Below are 5,821 nucleotides of genomic sequence, written 5' to 3' on the forward strand. Positions count from 1 at the left end.
CCACACGTCGACCATCGACTGCACGAACCTGGCCGACTCATCCTCATCACGCCGCAACGTCCCGGCCACGACTGCATCCACGTCAACGGCCCGCTCCACCGCACGGAGTTTCGCCACCGCCTCATCCGGGCTCGCGGCCACGACTCCAGCCCGGAACTCCCACACCGAACGAGCCGTCAACAATGCCCGACCCACATCGCCCAAGCTCGACACGGGCTGCTGTTCGAGGAAGTCGGCCAGCTGCCCGGCAGCGGCCCGCAAGCCCTCCAGCGACCGCGCCGACACCACCAACGGCACCACACCCGACGTCTCAGGAGCGTCTCCCACCTCCACGTCAGGGGGGCATGACGCTTGCTCAACGGTGATCGGGTCCGGGGCTTGTTCGAGGATGACGTGGGCGTTGGTGCCGCTGAATCCGAACGAGGAGATCCCAGCCCGGCGCGGACGCCCGGTCGAGGGCCACTCACGCTCCTCGGCCAGGACCCGCACATCGCCAGCCGACCAGTCGACCTTCGACGACGGCGTCTCAGCATGAAGGGTTCGGGGCAGGACCCCGTGCCGCATCGCCAGGATCATCTTGACGATCCCCGCGACCCCAGCAGCGGCCTGGGCGTGACCGATGTTCGACTTCACCGACCCCAACCACAACGGCTCCCCGCCCTCACCGCGATCGCCGTACACCGCCAACAGCGCCTGCGCCTCAATCGGGTCACCCAGCGTGGTCCCGGTGCCATGGGCCTCGACCGCGTCCACCTCGGCCGGTGCGAGTCCGGCGCTCGCCAACGCCTGACGAATCACCCGCTGCTGCGAAGGACCATTCGGAGCGGTGAGCCCGTTGGAGGCGCCGTCCTGGTTGATCGCACTGCCCCGGACCACGGCCAGCACCTCATGCCCAAGGCGCTGAGCATCCGACAGGCGTTCCAGGACGAGCATTCCGGCGCCCTCGCCCCAGCCCACACCGTCGGCGGTGTCTGAGAACGCCTTGCAGCGGCCGTCGAGGGCCATGTTTCGGAGCCGAGAGAACTCCACGAAGGATTCTGGAGTGGCCATCACGGTCACGCCACCGGCAAGGGCCATCGAGCACTCACCCGCACGCAACGCCTGAGCCGCCAGATGCAACGCCACCAGCGACGACGAACACGCCGTGTCCACACTCACCGCCGGACCCTCAAGCCCCAGCACATACGAGATCCGCCCGGACGCCACGCTCGGGGTGGTGCCGGTGGCTCGGAAACCTTCGAGATCCGGGGTGTCGGCTGTGGCGAGGTAGGCATTGGCGATCAGTCCGGCGTAGACGCCCACGCGCTGGCCCCGCAGGGAGGACGGGGCGATCCCCGCACGCTCCAGCGCCTCCCACGACGTCTCCAACAGCAACCGCTGCTGCGGATCCATCGCCAACGCCTCACGCGGACTGATCCCAAAGAACCCCGCATCGAACACCGTCGCGTCGGTAAGAAACCCACCCTGGCGAACGTAGGACTTCCCGGCAGCGTCAGGGTCCGGGTCGAAGAGGCCACCCAGATCCCAGCCTCGGTCGGTGGGGAACTCCCCCACCGCATCCGTGCCCGAGGACAGCAGCTCCCACAACGCCGCCGGACTGTCCACACCACCGGGCAGCCGCAATCCCAGGCCCACGACCGCCACCGGCTCGTCCGTAACCGTCGCGGCCACGGGCATCGCGGCGTGTGCGGGAGCGACACCGACCAGCTCACCCAGCAGATAATCAGCCAGCGCCAATGGAGTCGGGTAGTCGAACACCAACGTCGCGGGCAACGCCATCCCAGCCAAGGCGGTCAGGCGATTACGGAGCTCCACCGAGGTCAGCGAATCGAAGCCCGCGTCGTTGAACGCCTGGTCAACCCGGACCAGATCCCGACCCGCGCCGCCTAGAACGACCGACGCCTCAGCACGCACCAACGCGGCCAGATGGAGGGCCCGATCCGCTGGCGCCATCCCGGCCAGCGTCGACCGCAGCGCGTCCGCGGCGGCACCGCTGGCGGCGGCGCGGTGCCGGGTTCCCGTCAGTGCTCGCAGCAAGCCGGGGACCGGGCCGTCCTGACGGCGCAGCACCGCCAGATCCAGCGCCATCGGAACCAGCATCGCATGCCGGGAGCCGAGGGCCTGATCCAGCAGCGCCATACCGTCTTCGGCGTCCAGCGCGCCGATCCCTGCCCGGCTCATCCGGGCCAGATCAGCCTGAGTCAGATGCCCGGTGATCGTGCTCGCCTCAGCCCAGTAACCCCAGGCCAGGGATACCGCAGCCTCACCAGCCGCCCGCCGCCTGGCGGCCAAAGCGTCGAGATAGCAGTTCGCCGCCGCGTAGTTTCCCTGCCCCGGAGTACCCAGCACCCCCGCGCCCGAGGAGAACACGACGAACGCCGCCAACCCGAGCCCGCGGGTCAGCTCATCCAGATGCGTGGCCGCATCCGCCTTCGGACGCAACACCACGTCCAACCGCTCCGGAGTCAACCCACCCAGAACCGCGTCATCCAGAACCCCGGCGGTGTGAATCACCCCGCTGAGCGGCACCGGAACCCCGGCCAGCAAAGCCTCCACCTGATCACGATCAGCCACATCACAGGCCACGATCCGCACGTCAGCGCCAGCCGCCTCCAGCTCCGCCCGCAACTGCCCGGCTCCTTCGGCGGCCGGGCCCCTCCGTGAGGTCAGAACCAGACTCCGCACACCATGCACGGCGACCAGATGCCGGGCCACGAGGCCACCCAACATCCCGGTCCCACCGGTCACCACCACACAACCCGCACCCAGACCCTCCGTCCCGGTCGTGGAAGTAAGCCGCAGAATGTTCTTGCCGGTGTGCTTGGCCTGGGACATGTGACGGAACGCGTCGCGGGCGTGGCGGACGTCCCAGACGGTCAACGGCAGCGGGGTCAGGTGCCCGGCCTCGAAGAGCCTGGTCAGATCCAGCAGCATCCGCTGGATCAGTGCCGGGTCCAGTTCCTGCAGGTAGAACACCCGGTACGCCACCCCGGGGTAGGCGGCTTCGGTCTCGTCCTGGCGGCGGGCGTCGGTGACGCCCATTTCGAGGAACAGGCCGCCTCTGGGCAGGAGCCGCAGGGACGCGTCCGTCAGTTCACCGGAGAGGGAGTTCAGCACCACGTCCATGCCGCGTCCGCCGCTGACGGTGAGGAACCGCTGTTCGAAGTCGCCGTCGCGGGAGCTGGCGATGTGGTCCTCGTCGAGTCCGAGACTCCGCAGAAGGTCGTGCTTGGCGGGGCTGGCGGTGGCGAAGACCTCGGCACCGAGGTGCTGAGCGAGCTGGATGGCGGCCATGCCGACGCCTCCGGCACCGGCGTGGACCAGGACGGTGTCTCCGGCTCGGACGGTGGCCAGTTCGGTGAAGGCGTACCAGGCGGTCAGGAACGCGACCGGCATCGAGGCCGCTTGTTCGGGGGTCCAGCCGTCCGGGACCTTCACCAGATACCGGTGGTCTACGACCGCCGTCGGTCCGATCACCATGCCGATACCGGTGACTTCGTCCCCGGGGACCAGATCCACGACATCGGGTCCGGCCTCCAGGACGACGCCCGCGCACTCGCCGCCCAGCCGCAGCCCCGCCCCCGCGATCGGAGGGATCATGCCCAGCGTGACGAGGACGTCGCGGAAGTTCACGCCGCAGGCGCGGATCCCGACCCGGACCTGCCCCGCCTCCAGCCGCTCGGATGCCGCCGGCCACGGAACCGCCGTCACCTCCTCGACCGTCGCCGCCGCAGACGCCGACAGCACCCACGCGTCGGCCGGCAGCTCCAGCCGGTCGTCGGCGGCGCGCATCAGCCTCGGGGTTTCGATCTGCCCGTCCTGGAGCCGGATCTCCCACTTGTCCGCCGCCACGGTGCGTCCGAACGATCCCGCGAGGTCCGCGAGCGCCACGGCGTCCGTGCCGGGGTCCGGTCGGCCGAGATCGGCGAGCAGGATCCGGCCGGGGTTCTCGGACTGGGCCGAGCGGGTCAGCCCGGCGACCGCGGCCGCCACCGGGTCGGCGCCCGCCTCCCGCACCGCCACGGCCAGCCGGGTTTCCCGCAGAGCCGGCTCGGTCGCGAAGGCCTGCAGCACCTCCAGCACCCGTGCCAGCACCACACGCACCCGCGCCGGCTCACCCGCGCCGGGAACGGCGTTGGACTCGGCGCTGACGGCGTCGGCGATCAGCGGGTCCGCATCCAGGATCAGCCACCCCGGTGCCTCCTCGCCCAGCGCCTCCAGATCCGCCGCATCCGTGATCACCGCGCCGATCTCCTCGTCCGCCGTCCCGGCGGCCGGAGTGGCGGTGTCACCGGGGGCCGGGACGGGGAGCGGGGTCCAGTCGACCGCCAGCATCAGCGGTTCGCCGCCCCCTCTCCCGGTGCCCGCGGCGGTGAGGTCGGTGGCGGCGACGGGCCGTGTGGTCAGGGCTCCCAGGGTCAGGACCGGGTCACCGGCCGTGTCCGCGAGGTCCACCGTCAGGCCGCCGGGGCCTGGAGTGGCGCGGACCCGGAGGGCGGTGGCACCGGTGGCGTGCAGGGCGACGTGGTTCCACGCGAACGGCATCAGCACGCTGCCGGTGTCGCCCGGTGGTGTCGCCGCCATCGACAGATGAAGAGCGGCGTCCAGGAGGGCGGGATGGATCCCGTACCCCGACACGTCGATCTCGGTGTCCTCGGGGAGAGCGACCTCGCCGAACATCACCCCATCACTTGTCCAGGCCGCTGTCAGACCTTGGAACGACGGCCCGTAGGCGTATCCGTGGTCGGCGAGGTTCTCGTAGAAGTCCTGGACGGGGATCGGGTGAGCTCCCGGCGGCGGCCAGGCCCGCAGGTCGTCGGGGCCGGCGGAAGAGGCGGGTGCGAGGAAGCCTTCGGCGTTGGATCGCCAGCGTTCCGTCCCGGACAGGCGGGAGCGAACGAGGACCTGCCGACGGCCGCTGGGATCCGGCTCCTCGGTGACGTGGACCTGGATTTCGACGCTTCCGGACGCCGGGATCGGCAGGGGCGCGTGGATGATGAGCTCATCCAGCACCGGGCAGTCGATCCGATCTCCCGCGCTGATCGCGAGTTCCACCAGAACCGCACCGGGAACCACGACCGCACCGGCGATCACGTGGTCGGCCAACCACGGATGCGTACTCAGCGACACCCGCCCAGCCAGCATCACCCCCCCGGGCACCTCCACGACCGTGCCCAACAACGGATGCCCGCCCGCCACCTGACCGGCGGCGGGGTTGGGGGTGAGCCAGTAACGATCGCGTTGGAACGGATAGGTCGGCAGCGGGACCACCCGACCCGGCACCTGGGCGCCCGGGATCAGCGAGGCCAGGGCGGTCCGGGTGACCGGCCCCCCAACAGCCCACAGCTCCGCCAGCCCGGCGACGGCGGCAGCCACTTCGGGCTGGTTCCGGCGCGAGAACGCGACGGCCGCCGCGACCGGATGGTCGCCAGCCCGAGCTAGCGAGGTGAGACTCCCGTCCGGGCCGATCTCCACCAGGAAACCGCCGCTCGCGGCTTGGGTGAGCGCATGGGAAAGGGCATCGGCGTAGCGAACCGGTTCACGGACCTGCCGCACCCAGTACTCCGGGGACATCCACTCCCGCCGTCCGGCCACCGACGGTTCCCGGTAGGCGACGCCGGCCGCCACAGCGGCGAACTCCTCCAACATCGGATCCATCAACGGCGAATGAAACGCATGACTAACCGGCAGAAGCCGCGCCCGAATCCCACCCGCCGTCGCAAGCGCAACGATCTCCTCAACAACCGCCTGCTCACCGGAGACCGTCACAGCTCGCGGTCCGTTAACAGCCGCGACCCACACACCAGCACGGTCGGCCAAC

1 protein-coding gene is annotated in these 5,821 nt (G+C 70.4%); it reads right to left on the bottom strand.

The annotated features are described in order from the left end of the window. A partial coding sequence (locus ND747_RS19750) for an SDR family NAD(P)-dependent oxidoreductase (RefSeq protein WP_308204661.1) occupies positions 1 to 5,802 on the bottom strand: 5,802 nt, incomplete at its 3' end. Positions 5,803 to 5,821: the final 19 nt, after the last annotated feature.

The sequence above is a fragment of the Frankia sp. R82 genome, assembly GCF_023716925.1.
Taxonomy (GTDB): Bacteria; Actinomycetota; Actinomycetes; order Frankiales; family Frankiaceae; genus Frankia.